This is a genomic window from Micromonospora sp. NPDC048170 (assembly GCF_040652795.1).
GTDB lineage: Bacteria > Actinomycetota > Actinomycetes > Mycobacteriales > Micromonosporaceae > Micromonospora.
On record NZ_JBEZMR010000031.1, the window covers coordinates 56604 to 76312 of the forward strand.

Below are 19709 nucleotides of genomic sequence, written 5' to 3' on the forward strand. Positions count from 1 at the left end.
ACTTGGCAGGGGCCGGGGAGATCCGGCACGGGGAACGGGACGAGACAGCAACGGCATGGCAGCGGACAGAACCACCGAAACGGACCACGACGGCATCGACCGGAGCCAGCTGGAGATCTGTCTCAGCGTCTTCGAGGCGCTGGAGAGCCTGCCATCCGACCACCCCGACGTGGTGCGGGTGCAGCGGGCCACCGCGCGGCTCTACAAGGTGATCAAGCAGCGCCGGCGCGAGGAACGGCGGGACGCCATCGCGGCGGCCGACCGCGCGGTGACGGCGTCGACCGCCACCGGTGCCCCGGGCCGGATCGACGACGAGACCCAGGGAATCCCGCTCGCCTCCCCCACCGAGGGCACCACGGCCGGCTTCCTGCACAACCCGCGCGGCTGCTACGTCTGCAAGCAGCGCTACCGCGAGGTGGACGCCTTCTACCACCAGCTCTGCCCGCCCTGCGCGGCGGTCAACCGGGAGCGCCGCGACGCCCGTACCGACCTGACGGGCCGGCGCGCGCTGCTCACCGGTGGCCGGGCGAAGATCGGCATGTACATCGCGCTGCGGCTGCTGCGCGACGGCGCGCACACCACGGTGACCACCCGGTTTCCGCACGACGCGGTCCGCCGGTTCGCCGCGATGCCGGACAGCGGGGACTGGCTGCACCGCCTGCGGGTGGTCGGGATCGACCTGCGCGACCCCGCCCAGGTGATCGCCCTCGCCGACTCCGTCAGCGAGCAGGGGCCACTCGACATCCTGATCAACAACGCGGCGCAGACCGTCCGCCGCACGCCCGGGGCGTACGCGCAGCTCGTCGCCGCGGAGGCGGCGGCCCTGCCGGACGGCCCCCTGCCGGAGATCGTCACGTTCGCCAAACCGGCCGGCCGGGGCGAGACGGCGGGCAGCCTGACCGACTCGCCAGGCTCGGCCACGATCGCCCCGCACGCGCTCACCGCGCTGGCGCTGACCAGCGGTTCCGCCTCGCCGGAACGGATCGCGGCGGCCACCGCCATCGACGCCGGCGGCCTGGTGCCGGACCTCGACCCGGTCAACAGTTGGGTGCAGCGGGTGCACGAGGTCGACCCGGTGGAGCTGCTCGAGGTGCAACTGTGCAACGTGACGGCGCCGTTCGTACTGGTCAGCCGGCTGCGACCGGCGATGGCCGCGGCGACGGCCCGCCGCAAGTACGTGGTGAACGTGTCGGCGATGGAGGGCCAGTTCGGCCGCGGCTACAAGGGGCCGGGGCACCCGCACACCAACATGGCCAAGGCCGCGCTGAACATGCTGACCCGCACCAGCGCCCAGGAGATGCTGGCCGACGGCATCCTGATGACCAGCGTCGACACCGGCTGGATCACCGACGAGCGGCCCCACCCGACGAAGATGCGGCTGGCGGATGCCGGCTTCCACGCCCCGCTGGACCTGGTCGACGGCGCGGCCCGGGTGTACGACCCGATCGTCCGCGGCGAGCAGGGCGAGGACCTGTACGGCTGCTTCCTCAAGGACTACGCGCCCTGCGCCTGGTGAGCGGCGCCTCCACGCACCGTCACGGCGGCCCAGGTTATTGCCAACCTTCGATGTCGCATGCAAAAGTTCTTCACTGAAATCAACCTCGTGTAAGAAATCCTTCGAGGGAGAACGGATGAGAAGGACCACCGCATGGCTGTTGAGCCTCGCCACCGCCACGGGGCTCACCATCACACTCGGGTCGGCGGCCGTGGCAGAGCCGGCGGTGACCGCGCAGCCGCAGGCCGAGGCTGCGGCCGTCGGGCCACAGCCCGGCACCTTCGTGGGTAAGGGCTTCGACACCTGCACCGCCCCGTCGCAGTCGGCGATGAACGCCTGGCGCACCAGTTCGCCGTACCGCGCGGTCGGCATCTACATCAGCGGGGCCAGCCGGACGTGCGCGCAACCCAACCTGACCGCGACCTGGGTCACCAACCAGACCGCCAACGGCTGGCGGCTGATCCCCATCGAGCTCGGCTACCAGGCGCCCTGCGGCACCCGCACGCCGAAGATGTCCGCCGACCCCGGCACCGCGCGGTCGCAGGGGCGGACCGCCGCGAACAGCGCCGCCAACGCCGCGCGGGCGCTGGGCATCGGAGCCGGCAGCACGATCTACAACGACATCGAGCACTACCCGACGACCACGGCGTGCCGCGCCGCGGTGCTGTCGTTCCTCTCCGGCTGGGTCGAGCAGCTGCACACCCTCGGCTACCTGGCCGGCATGTACTCCAGCGGATCATCCGGCATCAGGGACGTCTGCCTCGAGTACCACAACCAGAGCTACACCAGGCTGGACCAGATCTGGATCGCCTGGTGGAACGGCGTGGCCGACACCGATGCCGGCGACTACTGCTCCGACGCGTACTACGCGAACCACCAGCGGCTGCACCAGTACGCCGGGGACGTGACGGAGACCTGGGGCGGCGTGACGATGAAGATCGACCGCAACTACCTGGACGTGAGCACGTCCCCGCAGCCGCCGCAGCAGTGGAGCACCACCATCGACAACACCACCGCCGGCCGGTTCACGGCCAGCGCCAACTGGAGCACCTCGGCGTACTCCAGCAAGCGTTTCGGCACGGACTACCGGTACGCGAACCCGACGCCGGCCAGCGACGTCGCCTGGTACCGGGCGGACGTCCCGGAGACGGGAACCTACGAGGTCTCGGTCTGGTATCCGGCCGACCCCGGCTACAACGACCAGACGCCGTACATCGTCGCCACCACCTCGGGCAACCGGTCGGTGTCGGTCAACCAGCGCGTCAACGGCGGGCAGTGGACGTCGATCGGCGTGTTCACACTCGCGGCGGGCGACGGCAACAAGGTCGGGGTGAGCCGCTGGACCGGCGGCAGCGGCTACGTGGTGGCCGACGCGGTACGGATCACCCGCAGGTGACCTGACGCCTCCCGATCGGAGCGGGGCGTCGCCGGCATCAGCCACCGGCGGCGCCCCGCTCCGTCGTCCGGGCCGGCGCCGACCGCGTACGCACCGTCCACATCCGACCGCCGGGCGCGAGAACGCCGTCGACGGCTCGGGAGGCTTCAGCGGGACGCGCGGCCGAGCAGGGCTGAGAAATCGATTCCCTGCCGGCTAGGATCTCAGGCTAGCCGTCCTCGGATGGTGGGCCGCGGCGGACGGTGGCGCTCCTGCGGCCGCTTTCGGTGCGGGACTGGGCGCGAGACACCGACAGGGGACGGCCGCATGACGACCATCTACGACGTGGCCCGGACGGCCGGGGTCTCGGCGGCGACGGTGTCCAGGGTGCTCAACGGGCACTCGTCGGTGGATCCGGACCTGGCGACGCGGGTACGCCAGGCGATGCTCGACCTGGACTACCGGCCCAACGCGGTGGCCCGCAGCCTGCGCCGGCAGCGCACCAGCCTCTGGGCGGTGATCATCTCCGACATCGGCAACCCGTTCTTCACCTCGCTGGTGCGCGGCATCGAGGACGTGGCGCAGGAGGCGGGCTTCTCGGTGGTCCTCTGCAACGGCGACGAGGATCCCGACAAGGAGACCCGCTACGTGACCGCGGCCCTGGCCGAGCGGATGGCCGGCGTGATCATCTCGCCGTCGGGGCGGCCGGCCCTGATCAACCGTCTCACCGAGGCAGGGATGCCCGTCGTGGCCATCGACCGGCAGCCCCACGGCGTGTCCGTGGACACCGTGCTCGTGGACAACGTCCACGGGGCCGAGACGGCCACCGCGCACCTGGTCGACAGCGGCTACCGGCGGATCGCCTGCATCACGGGACCGCGCCGGATCTCCACCGCCGTCCAACGGCTGCGCGGATACCAGCAGGCCCTGCGCGCGTCCGGCCGGACCGTGACCGAGGACCTCATCCGGTACGCCGACTTCCGGGAGAACGGCGGCTACCAGGCCATGGCGTCCCTGCTGAACGCCGCCGAGCCACCGGACGCGGTCTTCGTCACCAACAACCTGATGACGGTGGGCGCGGTGGAGTGCCTCGTCGACACCGGCGTCGTCGTCCCCACCCGGTGCGGCGTGGTCGGGTTCGACGACATCCCCTGGGCCCACCTGGTCCGGCCCTCGCTGAGCACCGTCGCGCAGCCCACGTACGACCTGGGGCGGGCCGCGGCGTCGCTGCTCACCGAACGCATCGCCAACCCCGCGAAGGCGTCCTCCACCGTCACCCTGCGGACGACCCTGCGGGTCCGCGAGAGTTCGGTCCGCTCCCTCCCCCGGCCGGAGGGGCAGCTCGCGGACGGCCGGGGTGGGCCCGCGCGGACCCGGTGAGCCGATGCCTCCGGCGTCCGGCTGCGGCCCCGGGGTCACAGCGCGACGTCACCACACAGGTGTACCCGCACCCCGAGGGCGTCGAGCATCGCGGCCTTGACCCGCAGGGCACGGTCGGCGGCCCCGGCGTCGTCGGCGTAGACCACGTTGACGTGGTTGGCCCGGTGCCGGGCCATCAACTGGTCCCGGCCCACCCCGTGCAGCACGGCGTGCATGATCGGCCACTGGGGGGTGGTGGCCCGGAGCCGACGCTCCGTCTCGGCGGCGGGCAGCTCGACCACGGTGCCCCGGCCCAGGTCGACGTGGAGCACCCCGTCCATGACGAAGATCCGGGACCAGACGATCTCGCCCGGCCGGGAGACCCCGCTCAGGGTGCCGCCGCCCAGCGGGAAGTACATCGGCGGCTGCCGCATGCTGTACGACCGGTCGTAGCCGCCGTTGTGGGACGCGGGGACCGAGCCGGAGATCTCGAACACCCAGACGAAGTCCGGCCCGTACTGTTCCCCCCAGCGGATGTCGTGCAGGGTCGTGGCCGGGTCCATCCCCATCGCGGTCCAGATCCGGTTGGTGACCAGCGAGTCGACGGCGACGCCCTCGTCGACCTCGTTGAAGTGCGGCAGGGCGCGCTCCGGATAGAGCTCTCGCGAGGAGTCGCGGCTGGTGACCGGCGGCCGCGACACGTTGTTCAGCAGCCCCTCGGCCAGGTCGCTCGCCGGCACCGTGTCCTTGAGCCCCTGCTGGTACTGGATGCCGACCGCGTCCAGGCCGAAGTCGTCGGCGATACGCAGCGTGGCGATGTACATCTTGAACTGGCTGAGCAGTTGCGCGTCAGTCAGTTCCGTCGCCTCGTGGGTGCCGGTGTGGAAGGTCATGCCGGCGTCGTCGAGCCAGGCCCGCACCGCGTACGCCTCCTCGTCGGACACCCGCGACATCTCGGCGACCAGCGCGCTCTGCGACAACCGTTCCTTGAAGACACCGAGCGGGTTGAGCAACTCGTCGTCGATGATCGCGTTGTACATGCCCATGCAGCCCTCGTCGAAGACGCCGATGACGGCCGGTCGGCGCCGCAGCTGACGGGCCAGCGCCACGCCGAGCTCCACCTCGGGGTCGGACGGCAACGGCGGCAGGTCCCGCACGTGGCTCACGTCGTGGACCAGCTCGCCGGTCTCCAGCCAGGCCTTCAGCCCGTCGCGGGCCCACTCGTCGGTGAAGTCCTCGCTCCACAGCGCCGAGTACCGCACGCCCGCCTTGGTGAGGCTGCCGGCCAGGTTCAGCAGGCCGACCAGGCCGGGGAACTGCCCGCTCCAGTTCGCCACGAGCAGGATCGGCCCGCGGTGGGCGCGCAGCCCGGCCAGCACGTGGTGGCTGTACTGCCACACCGCCTCCACGACGACGAGCGGGGCGTCGAGGGGGATCCGCTGGAAGATCTCGATGCCGGCGCGCTGGCTGTCGACGAAACCGTGCCCGGTGGCCGGATCCACCTGGTGGGCCCGCCGGGTGTGCCAGCCCAGGGCGGTCACCGCGGCGGCGAGATCCGTCTCCAGGCGTTGCTGGGTCGGCCAACCGGTGACGTTCGCGCTCAGCCGCAGGTCACCGCTGGCGACCGTGTAGACCGTCCGGGGGGCGGCGGCCGGCGGGTCGACCAGCACCGGCATGGTGTAGTTGCTCACGGGTTGACTTCCTCCACTGGGTCGTCGGTACCTGGCTGGGGCGTGGTCGCGAGGCGCGCCTGCCGGGCGGCCAGCGCGTGGGCGACGGATTTCGAGCCGGCGTACAGCTCCCGGTACAGCCGGTACAGCTCGTCGTAGTCGGCGGCGAGCGCCGGACGCGGCTCGCGGACCTCCCGGATCGGGTTCCACCGGTGGATGTCGACCCGCTCGACCGCGCCGGCGGCGAGGAAGGCGGCGCCGTAGCTGGCACCGATGGTGACCGACGGGACGTGCTGCGCCCGGCCGGTGATGTCCGAGACGATCTGCGTCCAGAGGTCGCCCCGGGTGCCACCACCCACCGCCACGACGCGTCGGATGTCGCCACCGGCGGCCTCGATCGTCTCGATGTTGTGCCGCACCCCCAACCCGGTCGCCTCCAACGCGGCCCGGTAGATGTCACCGCGCCCGTGGGAGAGCGTCAGACCGGCGATGACGCCACGGGCGTCAGGATCGAGGATGGGCGTCCGTTCGCCGGCGAAGAACGGCAGCATGAGCAGGCCCCGCGCGCCCGGCCCGGACAGCTCGGCCAGGCGCAGGAGTTCGGGAAAGTCGGCGGCGTCGAACAACTCCCGCAGCCAGCCGGTGATCGCCCCGGAGGTCGCCATGCCGCCGGCCAGGTTGCGGGTGCCCGGCAGCGCGCCGACGGTGCCCCACAGCGACGGGCTGGTCAGCCGGTGCGGCACCGTGTGCACCAGGAACATCGTCGTGCCGTACATGAGCATCAGGTCGCCGACGCCCTGGGCGCCCACGCTGACCGCCTCCGACCAGGCGTCGATCGTGCCGGTGACGACCGGGGTGCCCGGTGCCAGACCGGTGGCCGCGGCTGCCTCGGCGGTGACGGCGCCGGCCACGTCGCCGGGCCACCGCAGGTCGGGCAGGTCCAGCTTCGGGGCGATCTCGTCGGCCCAGGGGCCGTACCAGCCCTGGGCCGCGCTGTCGTACAGCGGGGTGCACTGGCTGGCCGAGTGCTGGTCGAGCAGGTACCGGCCGGTCAGCTTGAAGACCAGCCAGGAGCTCGGCATGAACAGCCGCCGGGCCCGGCGGAACAGCTCCGGCTCGGCGTCGGCGACCCAGGCGACCTTCGCCCCCGCCGCCTGGGTCGACAGCGCCGAGCCGCACCGCCGCAGGATCTCGTCCGCGCCGAGGAGCGCGGTGAGCCGGGCGATCTGCGGCGTGGAGCGGGTGTCCACGCCGTACAGGATGGCCGGTCGCAGGGGCGTGCCGAGGCCGTCGGTGAGCAGCACGCACGGTCCCATCCCGCTGACCCCGACCGCCACGACGTGGGCGTCGCCGGGGGCGAGCAGGTCACGGGTGAGGGCGACGAACTCGTCCCACCAGATCCGGCCGTCCATCTCCACCCAGCCCGGCCGCGGCCGGTCCACCCGGTGCTCCCGGACGCGGGTGCGCAGCACGCGCCCGGACAGGTCGACCAGGACGCCCTTGCTGCTGGACGTGCCGATGTCGACCCCGACCACCGCCGTCACCGTCATGCCAGGTCTCCCCCGATCTCCGGGTCCGGGGCGCGGCCGTCGGGCCGCGCCGGTCAGTGGTCAGGCGCCGCCGCCGAGCCTGGCGTACGCCTCGGTGGCGTTCTCCCTGGTGATGCGCATCGTGTCGAGCGTGGTGGTGCGCGGGACGTCCCTGGCGCAGTCGACCAGGATCCTGCGGGCCAGGTCGACGGCCTCCCGGCCACCCGTGGCGTACTGGAAGGTCGCCGCGAGCCGGCCCTGCTCCACGGCCTTGATGCCGCCCGACGGCACCGGAAGCGCGTCGATGCCGGTGAACTTCACCTTCGTGTGCAGCCCGGCCGCCTTCGCGGCCAGGTACGCGCCCTCGGCCATCGGGTCGTTGTGGGCGTACACGGCGGCCGCGTCCGGGTGCGCCTTGAGCAGCGCGTCGGCGACGGACTGCCCCTTCTCCCGCAGCCAGTCCCCGGGCTGGGAGGCGACGACGTCGACCTTCGGGTTGGCCGCGATGCCCTCCCGGAAGCCCTGGGCGCGTTCGGCCGCCGGCGTGGAGCCGGGCAGCCCGGTGATCTCGAGGACCTTGCCGCCGTCGGGCAGCAGCGTGTTGGCGTAGAACTCGCCGGCGGCCCGGCCGATCGCGACGTTGTCCCCGCCGATGAACGCCGTGTACGCCTCGCCCTCCACCTTGCGGTCCAGCACGATGACCGGGGTGCCCCGGTCGTACGCCTTCTGCACGACCGCGGTCAGCGGCTTGGCCTCGTTCGGCGAGATGATCAGCAGGTCGATCTTCTGGGTGAGGAAGTTCTCCACGTCGGCGACCTGCTTGCTGTTGTCCTGCGCCGCGTCGGCGACCACCACGGTGAGACCGGGGACGCTCTTCGCCGCCGTCCGCACGTCGTTGTTCATGACCTGCCGGTACGGCTCGGCGTTGTTGGCCTGCGACATGCCGATCAGGAAGTCCCTGCCGGCGCCGCAGTTCGCGGTCGCGTCGCCGCCCTCGGACGGCTTCTGCACGCTGCACGCGGTGGAGGTGACGAGCGCGCCGGTGCACAGCAGCGCGAGAAGGACGGTACGGGTGCGCATGATGACGCTCCTTGTTCGGTGGCGGTTCAGACGATGCTGCGGCGTAGCTTCTGCAGCCCCGCGGCGGCCACGATCACCAGTCCCTTGATCAGCAGCTGCACGTTGGCGTCGATGTTGTTGAGCGCGAGGATGTTGTTGAGGATGCCGAGCAGCAGCGCCCCCGCGAGCGTGCCGCCCATCGAGCCGGTGCCCCCGGCCAGGCTGGTGCCGCCGATGACCACCGCGGCGATGGCGTCCAGTTCGTAGCCGGCGCCGTCGTTGGGGCTGCCCTGGTTGAGCTGGCCGGCGTGGATGATGCCGGCCACCGCGGCGAGCAGGCCCGCGATCGCGAACACCGCGACCTTGACCCGCAGCACGGGCACGCCGGAGAGCCGGGCGGCCTTCTCGTTCCCGCCGATGGCGTAGACGTGGCGGGCGAACGCGGTCTTGCGCAACACGACGATCGCGGCCACGCCAATGCCGACGAACAGCACCGCCGGGACGGGCACCACCCCGTTGATGCTGCCGTTGAGGAACTCGAACGCCGGGGGCGCCTCCTGGGGTCCGTCGCCGTAGGCGATCGGGATGCCGAGTCCACCCGACCAGATCCGGGCGAGGCCGCGGGCGACCTGGAGCCCCGCGAGGGTGACGATGAAGGACTGGATGCCGAGCCGGGCCGTCGCGTAGCCCTGCACCGCGCCGAAGAGGGCGCCGATCAGCAGTACGACGGCGACCGCGGGAAGGATGCCGAACCCGGAGTCGACCATCAGCGTCGCGGTGCCGACGGCGGAGAGGCCGAGGATAGCGCCGACGGAGAGGTCGATGCCGCCGAGCAGGACGACGAACGTCATGCCGACCGCGATGATCCCGATCTCGGACACCGCGCGGACGATGTTGCCGAGGTTCTCCGTGGACAGGAACAGGATCTCGCCGTCGCGGCGGGGTGAGACGGCGATGGCCAGTACGAAGACCACCAGCAGGGCGAAGAGGCTCTGGACGGCGAACAGCCGCTCGACCAGTTCGCCCCGGCCGCCCGGCGGGCGCCACCGCCGGTGCCCGCCGACGGCGACGCCCGCCGTAGTGACCGGCGTGCCGGATTCCTCCCCCGGTGCGCGCAGGTGCGTCATCGGTCGACCCCTCCGGCGGACGCGCCGCCCATCGCCGCGGTCAGGATGTCCTCGCCGGTGCACCCGTCGGCCGGGAGTTCGGCCACGGCGCGTCCGCGCCGCAGCACCACGATCCGGTCACAGACGCCGGTCAGCTCGGGCAGTTCCGACGAGGCGAGCAGGATGCCCATCCCGTCGTCGGCAAGCCGGCGCAGCAGCCGGTAGATCTCTGCCTTGGCGCCGACGTCGACCCCGCGGGTCGGCTCGTCGAGCAGCAGCAGTCGGGGGCGGGTGAGCAGGTGCCGGGCGAAGACGACCTTCTGCTGGTTGCCGCCGGAGAGGGCGCCGACCGGCGCGGTGGTCGACGACGTCCTGATCGCCAGCGCGGCGATCTGCTGGCGCACCGCGTCCCGCTCGCGTCCACCGCGGACGACTCCGGCGGTGGTGAACCGGCGCAGGGCGGCCAGCACGATGCTCCGGCCGACGGGGTGCTCGAGGACCAGCGCGGAGCGGCGACGGTCCTCGGGGACGAAGCCGACGCCGGCGCGCAGCGCGCGGCGGGGGCCGCGCGGGGCGTACGGGCGGCCGGCCAGCCGGAGCAGGCCGGTGTGGCGACCGGGCGGGCCCGCGCCGTACAGGGTTTCCAGCAGCTCGGTGCGCCCCGCCCCCATCAGGCCGGCCAGTCCGACGATCTCCCCGGCGCGGACGGTCAGGCTGACGCCTGCGGGCTCGCAGCGCCCGGGACGGGTGACCCGGGGCCGTACGGCGAGGTCGTCCACCTCCAGCACCGCAGGCCCGGGCGGGCTCGGCGCCCCTACGCCGCCGGATCCCGCGCCGAACAGTGACTCCGCCGGGCGGCCGACCATCAGGGTGATGATCCGCTGCCGGTCGGCGCGGTCCGGGCGCAGCGTGCCGGCCACCTCGCCGTTACGCAGGACGGTGGCCCGGTCGGCGATGTGTTCGATCTCCTCGAGCCGGTGGGAGATGTAGACGACGGCCACGCCGCGTCCGCGCAGGGCGTGGATGGTGGACATCAGCCGCCGCACCTCGGCGTCGGCGAGCGCGGCGGTCGGTTCGTCCATGACGAGGACGCGGGCGTCGAGGGAGAGCGCCTTGGCGATCTCGACGAGTTGCTGCTCGCCGACGCGCAGCGAACCGACGGGCCGGCGCGGATCGATCTCCGCGCCGAGCGAACCCAGCCAGTCGCGGGCGGCGCGGGTCATCGCCCGCCGGTCGAGCGTCCGCAGCCGGGTGCGCGGTTCCCGGCCCAGCACGAGATTCTCGGCCACGGACAGCGCCGGCACCAGGTCGAGTTCCTGGTGGATCGTGGCGATGCCGGCGGCCTGTGCGGCGGCCGGACCGGCGAAGCGCACGGGCTCGCCGCCGACCGAGATCTGCCCGTCGTGGTCGGTCACGACGCCGGACAGAATGTTGATCAGAGTCGACTTCCCGGCCCCGTTCTCCCCCAGCAGGGCGTGGACCTCGCCGGCCCGCAGGGTGAGATCCACGCCGCGCAGGGCGTGGACACCGCCGAAACGCTTGGCGATGCCGGACATCGCGACGAGCACCTGGTCGCTCACGACGGCACGGCGTTCACGGCCGCGTGGACGGTCTCGGCGAACCCGTTGTCCCGCTCCACCCCGCTGGCGGCCAACCGCCACGTCCCGCCCGGGTACTGCCCCGGGGGCCACGCGAGGCCGCCGTTACGCCACAACGGCTGCCAGGCCGCCATCGAGTGGCCGGCGTCGTACCAGGTGTTGTCGCCCCGCCAGGCCGACGCCCACCGGTGCGCGGCGACCAGCGACAGGCCCGCGCCCGAGGTCATCGACCACGTCGGCATCCCCGTCACGTCCCCCGTCGGCCGGGCCGCGACGGCGGGATCGCCGACCGCCGGCAGGGCACCGTCGACGTTGAACGCCACCTCCCACACCGGAGCCGTCGTCGGGCCGGTCACCGAGAAGGTGACGTCGCTCTGCAACGCCGGCCCGGTCCACCGGGGCGCCACCGTGAGCAGCCAGTCGGCGGTGACCGGCTCGTCGCCCATCCGGATGCCGACCAGGTTGAGCCGGGAACCGTCGGCGGAGACGTCCACCCTCGCCGGCGGGCCCGCCCGATCGGTGACGTCGAAGCGGCCGACCGCCAGGTAGGGGCCCGTCCCCCGATGCGACGAGTCCAGCGCCGGCCGGTACGCCCCCGCCCCGGCGGGATCGACCGCCAGCGACGCGATCCGGGTGTGTGGCCAGGTCCGCACGTCGGCGCGCAGGAAGCCGGTGCTCACCTGGTAGCCCCGGGCGACGATCCCGGTGGACCAGGTCAGCGGGGCGAGCCACAACCCGCCCTGCCCCCAACCGGCGTGGCTCAGGTACCAGTTCTCACCGTCCACCACGACCTCCGCGGCGTGCGCGTCGAGCACGGTCACCTTCTCCGCCCCCTCGAAGCGCAGGGGGTCCCGGCTGCGGTAGACCGCGGTGCGCCGGTACGCCGCGCCGTAGTCGGTGCCGTCGCAGCAGACGAAGAGGTACCACCAGTCCCCCCGGCGCACCACGAACGGCGACTCCGTCTGCCCGGCCGCCCGCCCGGTCTGCGCGGACGCGTACGCGACGCCCCGCCCGCTCCACGTGCGCAGGTCGGTGCTGGTGCGGTAGGCGACCACGTGGTTGCCGCCCTGCGGATGGGAGGTCGCCGTGTAGTACATGACCCACCGGTCACCGACCCGGGTCACCATCGGATCGCGGCCCTCCCAGCCGTCGGTGAACAGCGGGTTCGCCGGGCTGCGGGTCCAGGTGAACAGGTCGGTCGAGGTGGCCAGGTGCATCCGGTAGTTCGCGTAGTCGGGACTGCCCGCCGCGTAGAACATGTGGTAGACGCCGCGGTCGTAGACGACGTGCGGCGCCCAGATCCACTGTTCGCCCGCCGCCGGGTCGGCCGTCAACGCCGGTGGCTGTTTCGTCCACGGCCCGGTGGGCGTGGGCGCCGTCGCGTGGCCGAAGCTCTTCTCGTCCTGCGGCGCGCCCGGCTCCGCGTGGGTGATGGCGAAGGCGTGCCACAGCCCGGTCCGCTGGTCGCGCACGATCGTGTGGTCGTTGTAGTACCAGGCCACCGGCTCCCCCACGCCCGGGTCGTAGACCCGGGTCAGCGGCCCCCGCACCGGCGTCTCGCCCACCGTCTCGTACGGCGTGGTGGTGACCGCCGCGAGGGGGCCGACGCGGCGCAGGGTGACCGTGTCCAGGCCGGCGAAGAACCCGGTGGAGGAGGCGGAGCGGCCGGTCACCGTCATCGTCAGCCGGTGGGTGCCGGCGGTGAGCGAGGCCGACCCCAGCGGCACCGCCTCGGCGCGCCGCACGGTGGGGGCGTAGCCGTCGAAGAGCTGACCGACGGCCACCCCGTCGACGGCGAAGCGCAGGGTGCCGTAGTCGGCGGCGCGGGTGAGCACGCCGCCGATGTCGTACTGCCCGGCGGGCACCGGCGGCAGCGTCACGGTGACCGAGTCCCCCGCCCGGGCGGCACGCAGCCAGAGCTGCCGGCCGCCCGACCAGCTGACCCCGCAGCAGTTGGACTGGGCCTCCACCGGGGCGGTGGACGAGGTCACCGCCAGCGACTCCGCCTCGGCCCGTACGACGTCGGCGGCGGCCGGTCCGGCCGGGACGGCCACCAGGGCGACGCCGAGCAGGAGCGCCGCGAGCATCCGGGGCGCGCGCATCACGACACGCCCGGCCGGGGCAGGTCGGTGCCGGGCGCGAACTGGTCGTGCCACCTGACACCGGCTCCGAAGCCGCCGCCGGTCGACAGCGCCACGTACACGTCTGCTCTGGTACCTCGGGTGTACGTCACCAGGTCCGCCCTTCCGTCGCCGTTGAAGTCGCCCACGCCGGGCACCTCGTCGCCCACCGCGAACCAGTCGTGCCACCTGCCGGCCTGCGGGACGAAGCGGGTGCCGTCGGACAGCGCCACGAACACGTCTCCGGCGGTGCCCCGGGTGAACGTCACGACGTCGTCGCGCCCGTCGCCGTCGACGTCGCCCAGCGCCGGCAGGTGGTCGCCGAGCGCAACCGAGTCGTGCCACTTCCAGCCGTCCTCGACGAACCGGGTGCCGTCGGAGAGGGAGACGAACACGTCGCCGGTGGCGCTCCGGGTGAACGTCACGATGTCGTCGCGCCCGTCGCCGTCGACGTCGCCCACCGCCGGGAACTCGTCGCCGAGCGCGAAGTGGTCGTGCCACTTCACGCCGGGGCCGAAGCCGCTGCCGGTCGACAGCGCCACGTACACGTCGCCGGTTCCGCCCCGGGTGAAGGTGATGATGTCCGTACGCCCGTCGCCGTCGACGTCGCCGACCGCGGGGATCTCCGTGCCGGTGGCGAAGAAGTCGTGCCATTTCACGCCGGCGGCGTAGGTCGTGCCGGTGGAGAGCCCCACGTAGACGTCGGCGCTGTCGCCCCGGGTGAAGGTGACGACGTCGGCCCGGCCGTCGCCGTCGACGTCACCGGTGAACGGGATCTCCTCGCCGAGGGCGAAGAAGTCGTTCCAGCTCCGGCTGTCCGGCACGAACCTGGTGCCGTCCGAGAGGGAGGTGAACACGTCGGCGGCGGCACCCCGGGTGAACGCGACGGCGTCGTCGCGGCGGTCGCCGTCGGCGTCGCTGGTGTTGCGGGTGCGGGTGGTCGCCGACACCTCGGCCGAGGGCACGGAACTGTTGCCGGCGCCGTCGACCGCAACGACCCGGTAGTGGCGGGTCTGTCCGGCCGGCAGCGGGCCGTGCCGGAAGGTGGTCGTACGGGTGGTGCCGACCAGGTTGGCCGGGGTGGTCGCGACGCCGGGGTTGCGCGAGGCGTAGACCCGGTAGCTCGCGACGCCCACGTCGTCCGGCGACGGCGACCAGGACAGGCCGATGGCGTGCACCCGCCCGCGGGCCAGGGCGAGACCGGTGACCGCCCCCGGCGCGGTGGCGTCGACGAACGGGGTGACCATGCTGTCGGCCTCGTAGCGGGCCGCCGTCCAGGCCGGGGCGCCGGCCGCCGGGGTCAGGGTGACCGTGACGGTCGACCGGCCGGCGGTCAGCGCGGCGGGGAGGACGAACTCGTCGGCCAACCAGCGCTGCCGGGCGTTGCCCAGCGGTTGCCGCCACACGCCGGCCGGCCGGCCGTCGACCGACACGGCGGCCTCCTGGTACCCGGCTGCCTGGTCGCCGTGCCGGCGCAGCCGTACGCCAAGGTTCGCGGGGTCGACGGCGAGCCGGAAGCTGACGGCGGCTCCGCCGGCGCGCACCGGGGCGGCGACGGTGGCGTTGTCGTCGTCGCCCTCGTACGCGCTGGTCAGCGGGTACTGGGCCCCGGAGTCGGTGTAGGCGTGCCCGGCGCGGCTGGCCGCGTCGCCGGTGACCAGCGTGTCGGTGCGGCGCAGGGCGACGGTCGGCTGGGTGTAGAGGAAGGCGGTCGAGGCGTACTCGGCCGGCATGTCGTTGGCGGGGCCGTGCTCGATGCCGAAGCGCAGCGCCGTGGCGTAGGCAACCGCGTCGCCGATCATCAACCGGTAGACGGCGTCGCACTCGTCGGCGCAGCCGCCGGAGCGCAACAGGTGGGCGGTGTTACCGGTGAAGACGCCGCTGTACTCGCCGCGGTTGAAGTACCACCCGGACTCGTAGAAGTCCTCGGTGCCGGTGCCGTAGATCTGCGGCGTGGGCGAGCCGTCGACGTGGACGCGCTCGTCGCCCTCCAGGTAGTTGCGGGTGTTGCCGCCGGTGATGTGGCCCCGGGCGGTCTGGGACACGCCGACGAACCGTCCCCGCCCGGCCTGGTCGGCGACGATCCAGTCGCTGCCTCCCACCGTCTCCGCCCGGCGCGACTGGGTGGTGAAGTAGCCGGCGACGCCGTCGGGCGCGAGCGCGCCGGTCCAGGCGGCGCCCGGCGCGGTGGTCACCTCCGCCTGGACGCCGTTGACGGCGACGCCGGTGGTGTTGGCGACCGTGATCGTGGCGGTCGAGCGGAACGGCATCGGCCACCAGGCGCTGTACCAGCCGCCCTGCGCGGCGTCCATGGCGAACATCAGGGAGCGTACGGATCGTTCGCCCAGGCCGGCGCCGAAGAACTCGCCCACCGGGCTGTCGACCGTGCTCCGCCCGTCGAAGGAGATCCGCAGCCGCAGGCCGGACAGCGTCGGCGCGGTGGCCGCCGCGTCGGGCAGCCGCAGCCGCAGCGCCGTGACGGCGGCGGGACCGGTGAGCGTGGCGAGCGTCGATCGTCCGCCCGCCGGGACGTCGACCCGGGCAGTCCTGGTGGTCGCGCCGGGCTGGGCGGGCTTCGGGTCGCGCAGGCCGGCGGCGCGCAGCCGGTCCACCACGTCGACGGCGGGGTCGGCGGGGTCGAACGTGGACACCCCGACGGCGTCGGCGAACTTCCGGTACGTGACGTGGTGGAAGAGCGGGTTGAACTGGGTGGTGACGCGCATGGAGTCGCGGTAGGGCATCGGCACCTTGACGGTGACCCCGCCGGAGGTCTGGTCGGCGTTGGTGACCAGCGGCCACACGAACGGGTGGCCGAGGCCGCCGTCGACGAGGCGCTGGAGGCCGGTGTCGACCACCGTGACGCCGTCGAGCTCGATCCGGATCCAGCCGGTGGCGCTGACGTCGCCGTCGTCGCGGGTGAACCAGATCGACTGCACCTCGCCGGGGCCGCGGTCCTCCGCGATGACGCAGCCGCCGGACTGGCGCAGGCAGGAGTAGGTGCCGACGAAGCCGTCGTCGTTGGAGCCGTCCCGGGCGAAGCTGGAGAACTGCCGGGTGCGGCTGCCGGCGGCGAGTTCGGACAGCCGGTCGAGCCGGCGGTAGACGTCCCAGCCGACCGGGCCCTTGTCGTCGACGGCGGCGAGGGGCGCGGCACCGCGCGGGGTGGGAGTGGACGCGGTGGCGTGCGCCGCCGTCGGGGGGATCATGGTCGCCAGCGCCGCGGCGAGAGCCAGCCAGCGGCGGAGGTGAGGCTTCACGGATGTCCCTCCAGGATGACCGTCGGTTGCCGCGCCGGAAATCGATTGCTCGGCAGTTAACTGGGGACATCGCGGGATGTCAATACTTTACCGCCACCGCTCAGTTCCCGAAGGAAGATTGCAGGACGCATTGACAGCCGTGAGGCTCCTGGCGATACTCCTCGGCAATCGATTTCCCACCCTCGCGAGGAGGTGCCCGCACCGGCGCCGGACCAGCTCCGGCGCAACCGCTCGCCGCACCCGCTGATCCCTCAGAGGAGCATCGTGAGACGCACTCCCCTCGCCCTGCTGGTCGGCCTCTGCACCGCGCTGGCCTCGGTCGTGGCGACCGCGCCGGCGCAGGCCGACGCTCCGATCGGCACGCTGGCCTGCACCTCCATCCCCGCCAACCACGACCCCGCGATCAGCGTGATCGTCTACCGGGTCGCCCGCGCCCACAACGTCAACGACAAGGTCATGCTGTCCGCGTTCGAGGCGGGCTGGGTCGAGTCACACATGAACAACCTGCCGTGCGGCGACAAGTCCTCGCTCGGGGTGTTCCAACAACGGTGGGACTACGGCTGGGGCACCCCGGAGCAGATCATGGACCCGGTCTACGCCACCACGCAGTACGTCACCAGGGCGATCGTCTGCGACCGGAACAACCCCCGCTACACCGCCGGTCAGGTCGCCCAGTGCGTGCAGCGCTCCGGCTTCCCCGACCGCTACGACCAGGTGGCGGCCAAGGCACGGACCCTGCTCCACGAGGCGGCGCGTACCCACGCCATCGCCGGCGGGTCCGCCACCGACGTCAGCGGCGACGGGCGCGACGACATCCTCACCTTCACCCAGAACGCCCTCGCCGACGTCTACGTCAGCACGTCCACCGGCGCGGGCTTCGCCGGGACCTCGGTGAAGTGGAACGACTTCTTCTCGATCGGCGGCGAGACGGCCTCCACCGGGGACGTCAACGGCGACGGCAAGGACGACATCGTCACCTTCGCACACAGCAACACGGGCGACGTGTACGTGGCGCTGTCGAACGGCACCAGCTTCGGCGCCGGCCAGAAGTGGCACGACTGGTTCGCCCCCGGCGCGGAGATCGGCGCGGTCGGCGACGTCAACGGCGACGGCCGGGACGACATCGTCGCCTTCACGCACAACGCGGCCGGCGACGTGTACGTGGCGCTCTCCACCGGATCGTCGTTCGCCGGGACGGCGGTGAAGTGGCACGAGTACTTCTCCATCACCGGCGAGTACCCCGCCCTCGGCGACGTCAACGGCGACGGCCGCGACGACATCATCACCTTCACCCAGGGACCCGCCACCGCGGCGGACGTGATCGTCGCCCTCTCCACCGGGTCGTCGTTCGGCGCCCCCCAGAAGTGGCACGACCTCTTCGCCGTCGGCACCGAACAGCCCCGCGTCGGCGACATCAACGGCGACGGCAGAGACGACATCGTCACCTTCACCTGCGACACCAACGCCGACGTCTACGCCGCCACCTCCACCGGCACCTCGTTCGCCGGCACCACCGTCAAGTGGAACGACTTCTTCTGCCTGGGCGGAGAGTTCCCCTACCTCGCCGACGTCAACGGCGACGGCCGCGACGACATCGTCGTCTTCACCAAGGGCTCCACGAACGACGTCTACGTCGGACTCTCCACCGGTACCGCCTTCGGTGCCAGCGCCAAGTGGCACGACTACTTCGGCCTCGACGGCGAAACCACCCTGTGACCCGGGAACGGGAGACCATCATGCGACCCACCAGACGCTCCTGGCGCCAGGGTGCCGCCGCCGTCCTCGCGGCAGCGCTGCTGAGCCCCGTCGCACCGGCCACCGCCGCGACGGCCGGGTCCACCAGCCCGCTCGACACTGCCTTCGCCCGTGCGGCCGGCGAGTTCGACGTACCGAAGGACCTGCTGGTAGCCGTCGGCTACGGCGAGACCCGGCTCGACGGGCACGAGGGCCGGCCCAGCCAGGCCAACGGCTACGGCGTGATGCACCTGGTCAGCAACCCCCGGCAGCGCACTCTGGAACGGGCGGCCGAGCTGACCGGGCAGCCGGTGGCCGCGCTCAGGTCGGTGACCTCGGCAAACATTCGGGGCGGTGCGGCCCTCCTACGGGACATCGCCGACGCCGAGCGGTTGACGGCCGCCGACCGGGACCGGATCTCCGCCTGGTACCCGGTGGTCGCGCGGTACGCGCACGCCGTCGACGACGCGACGGCCCGCCTGTACGCCGACCACGTCTACGACCTCCTCCGGGCCGGCATCACGACGGCCTCCGTACGGGTCGCGCCGCGGCGGGTGCAGCCGGAACTCGGCGACTACGCCCGCGTCAGCCCCGCCGGCACGGCGGCACCGAGCGCTCTCGCCGCGGCAGTGCCGGAGTACGCGCCGGCCCGATGGATCTCGGCGTACGGCGGCAACTACGCGGCGGGCCGCTCCTCGCGGATCACCACGGTGGTGGTGCACGTGACCCAGGGCTCGTACGCCGGCACGGTGAGCTGGTTCCAGAACCCGTCGGCGGGGGTGAGCGCGCACTACGTCGTGAAGTCGAGCAACGGCGAGATCACCCAGATGGTGCGCGAGGGCGACACCGCCTACCACGCGCGGTCGGCGAACCCGTACTCGGTGGGTATCGAACACGAGGGCTACGTCGACAACCCGGCCTGGTTCACCGATGCCATGTACCGCTCGTCGGCCGCGCTGACCCGCTATCTCTGCGACAAGTACGGCCTGCCGAAGAACCGTACCGCGATCAGGGGCCACCACGAGATGCCGGGCAACGACCACACCGACCCCGGCCCGAACTGGAACTGGAACTACTACATCTCCCTGGTCAACGCCGGTGCCGGTTCCGGTGGCCGGTATCTGGCGGGGTCGCCGACGGACTTCACCGGCGACGGCCGCGACGACGTGGTCGCCTTCACCCGAGGATCCCTCAACGACGTGTACGTGTCATCGTCAACCGGATCCTCCTTCGCAGGCACCTCAGTGAAATGGAACGACTTCTTCGGCCTCAACGGCGAAACCCTCCTCACCGGAGACTTCAACGGCGACGGCAAAGACGACATCATCGCCTTCACCCACGGCACACTCGCAGACGTATACGTGTCACTGTCCACCGGCACCAACTTCGCCCCATCCACCAAATGGC

General features: G+C 72.5%; 12 protein-coding genes. 5 read left to right on the top strand and 7 right to left on the bottom strand.

Going from position 1 to position 19709, the window contains the following annotated elements; genetic code table 11:
* The first annotated feature begins 55 nt into the window (after positions 1-55).
* The 3 genes from AB0D32_RS27675 (at position 56) to AB0D32_RS27685 (ending at position 4250) form a co-directional block, all read left to right on the top strand.
* On the top strand, positions 56-1516 hold the full coding sequence (locus AB0D32_RS27675; protein ID WP_357096351.1) for an SDR family NAD(P)-dependent oxidoreductase: 1461 nt from the start codon (positions 56-58) through the stop codon (positions 1514-1516).
* Positions 1517-1631: 115 nt separating this feature from the next.
* Complete coding sequence (locus AB0D32_RS27680; RefSeq protein WP_357096353.1) at positions 1632-2891, top strand: glycoside hydrolase domain-containing protein; 1260 nt, start codon at positions 1632-1634, stop codon at positions 2889-2891.
* A 306-nt stretch (positions 2892-3197) separates the two neighbouring features.
* Positions 3198-4250 carry a LacI family DNA-binding transcriptional regulator gene (locus AB0D32_RS27685; RefSeq protein WP_357096356.1) on the top strand — a complete coding sequence of 351 codons (1053 nt, stop codon included), beginning with the start codon at positions 3198-3200 and terminating at the stop codon, positions 4248-4250.
* 35 nt (positions 4251-4285) lie between these two features.
* Here the strand turns inward: AB0D32_RS27685 and AB0D32_RS27690 are convergent, their stop codons facing one another.
* Genes AB0D32_RS27690 through AB0D32_RS27720 form a run of 7 tightly spaced genes read right to left on the bottom strand, consistent with a single transcriptional unit; the run spans position 4286 to position 16568 of the window.
* Complete coding sequence (locus tag AB0D32_RS27690) at positions 4286-5920, bottom strand: fucose isomerase (protein ID WP_357096359.1); 1635 nt, start codon at positions 5918-5920, stop codon at positions 4286-4288.
* Positions 5917-7449, bottom strand: coding sequence for an FGGY family carbohydrate kinase (locus AB0D32_RS27695; protein WP_357096362.1), 1533 nt, complete (start codon positions 7447-7449; stop codon positions 5917-5919). The genes AB0D32_RS27690 and AB0D32_RS27695 overlap by 4 nt, the downstream gene beginning before the upstream one ends.
* Before the next feature lie 60 nt (positions 7450-7509).
* Complete coding sequence (locus tag AB0D32_RS27700; RefSeq protein WP_357096365.1) at positions 7510-8508, bottom strand: substrate-binding domain-containing protein; 999 nt, start codon at positions 8506-8508, stop codon at positions 7510-7512.
* 26 nt (positions 8509-8534) lie between these two features.
* The gene (locus AB0D32_RS27705) at positions 8535-9614 is read right to left on the bottom strand and encodes an ABC transporter permease (protein WP_357096368.1); all 1080 of its coding nucleotides are present in this window, start codon (positions 9612-9614) and stop codon (positions 8535-8537) included.
* Positions 9611-11173 (bottom strand): sugar ABC transporter ATP-binding protein, encoded by a 1563-nt coding sequence (locus AB0D32_RS27710; protein ID WP_357096372.1) that lies wholly within the window; start codon positions 11171-11173, stop codon positions 9611-9613. The genes AB0D32_RS27705 and AB0D32_RS27710 overlap by 4 nt, the downstream gene beginning before the upstream one ends.
* Entirely contained in the window at positions 11170-13293 is a 2124-nt protein-coding gene (locus AB0D32_RS27715) for a family 43 glycosylhydrolase (RefSeq protein ID WP_357096375.1), read from the bottom strand. Before AB0D32_RS27715 ends, AB0D32_RS27710 begins: the two co-directional genes overlap by 4 nt.
* On the bottom strand, positions 13293-16568 hold the full coding sequence (locus tag AB0D32_RS27720; protein WP_357096378.1) for a DUF2961 domain-containing protein: 3276 nt from the start codon (positions 16566-16568) through the stop codon (positions 13293-13295). Before AB0D32_RS27720 ends, AB0D32_RS27715 begins: the two co-directional genes overlap by 1 nt.
* A gap of 264 nt (positions 16569-16832) precedes the next feature.
* On the opposite strand from AB0D32_RS27720, the gene AB0D32_RS27725 reads away from it, so the two are divergent.
* Together AB0D32_RS27725 and AB0D32_RS27730 are read left to right on the top strand one after the other, a co-directional pair.
* Complete coding sequence (locus AB0D32_RS27725) at positions 16833-18284, top strand: VCBS repeat-containing protein (RefSeq protein WP_357096381.1); 1452 nt, start codon at positions 16833-16835, stop codon at positions 18282-18284.
* 20 nt (positions 18285-18304) lie between these two features.
* Positions 18305-19709, top strand: a 1405-nt coding sequence (locus AB0D32_RS27730) for an N-acetylmuramoyl-L-alanine amidase (protein ID WP_357096384.1), incomplete at its 3' end; no start/stop codon positions are given.

Excerpts from the sequence above, each read along its gene's own strand:
- AB0D32_RS27675 (WP_357096351.1), top strand. The coding sequence starts at position 56 with ATGGCAGCGGACAGAACCACCGAAACGGACCACGACGGCATCGACCGG.
- AB0D32_RS27680 (WP_357096353.1), top strand. The coding sequence starts at position 1,632 with ATGAGAAGGACCACCGCATGGCTGTTGAGCCTCGCCACCGCCACGGGG.
- AB0D32_RS27685 (WP_357096356.1), top strand. The coding sequence starts at position 3,198 with ATGACGACCATCTACGACGTGGCCCGGACGGCCGGGGTCTCGGCGGCG.
- AB0D32_RS27695 (WP_357096362.1), bottom strand. The coding sequence starts at position 7,449 with ATGACGGTGACGGCGGTGGTCGGGGTCGACATCGGCACGTCCAGCAGC.
- AB0D32_RS27700 (WP_357096365.1), bottom strand. The coding sequence starts at position 8,508 with ATGCGCACCCGTACCGTCCTTCTCGCGCTGCTGTGCACCGGCGCGCTC.
- AB0D32_RS27705 (WP_357096368.1), bottom strand. The coding sequence starts at position 9,614 with ATGACGCACCTGCGCGCACCGGGGGAGGAATCCGGCACGCCGGTCACT.
- AB0D32_RS27715 (WP_357096375.1), bottom strand. The coding sequence starts at position 13,293 with ATGCGCGCGCCCCGGATGCTCGCGGCGCTCCTGCTCGGCGTCGCCCTG.